This is a genomic window from Bacillus sp. LR--39 (genome assembly GCF_053613335.1).
The window spans coordinates 1-836 of the sequence record NZ_JBSIOT010000607.1 but is presented as its reverse complement, the minus strand read 5'-3'; the positions used below and the strand labels follow the sequence as shown (position 1 = coordinate 836).

General features: G+C 49.9%; 1 protein-coding gene. It reads right to left on the bottom strand.

Annotated elements, in window-relative coordinates:
• The coding region (locus ACWHAR_RS25260; protein ID WP_452088207.1) for a sugar porter family MFS transporter at nucleotides 1-836 on the bottom strand (836 nt) is incomplete at both ends.

Genomic DNA, 836 nt, shown 5'->3' with positions numbered 1-836 from the left:
AACCGGCTGTGTGTCAGTTGCCGTGATTCCGCGGTGCTTGTCCCGCAAATCCTGCTCGATCTCTTCCAGACTTTTTCCTTTTGTTTCTGTTACTTTAAAGAAGACGAACAGGAAGGCCGCGATTCCAATGGCCGCATAGCACAGAAACAGGTAACTGATGCCCATCGCTTCCATGAGGACCGGAAAACTCAAAGTCACAATTAAGTTCCCTGCATGGAGCATTAAAGTCGATACTCCGGTTCCTATCCCTCTGACATGAAGGGGGAACAGCTCAGGCAGCATCACCCAGACGATCGGCCCCCAGCTGACGGCAAATACGACGATGAACACACCTAAGCAGATGACAGTCGTCCATGCCGCACCAGAGGTATTGCCGAAAAAGAGATTAGAAAAAGAAAGCACGATCAAACTGATGACCATTCCGGCATTTCCAAATAATAAAAGCGGCTTCCGGCCAATCCTGTCAATGAAGCGGATCGCCACAAGCGTCATCAGGACATTGACCGTTCCGATGCCGACTGTCCCTAAAATGGCCGCCGAATCTTCAAATCCGACATTCGTAAACGTTTTTGGGGCATAGTAAATAATCGTGTTGGTTCCAATAAATTGCTGCAGAAATGCCAGTCCGACCCCTGCGATTAACGCCGGGCGCACCCACGGTTCCAGCAGCTCTTTCAAGCCCCCCTGGTCCTGCTTTTCCGCTTCCTTAATTTCTTTGACTTCCTGATCGACCCGCTCTCCTCCTCTCATCTTTGACAAAACCCGCCTTGCTTTCTCTTCTTTTCCTTTTGTTAAGAGCCAGCGCGGGCTTTCCGGCATGAAAAAGATACCGATTA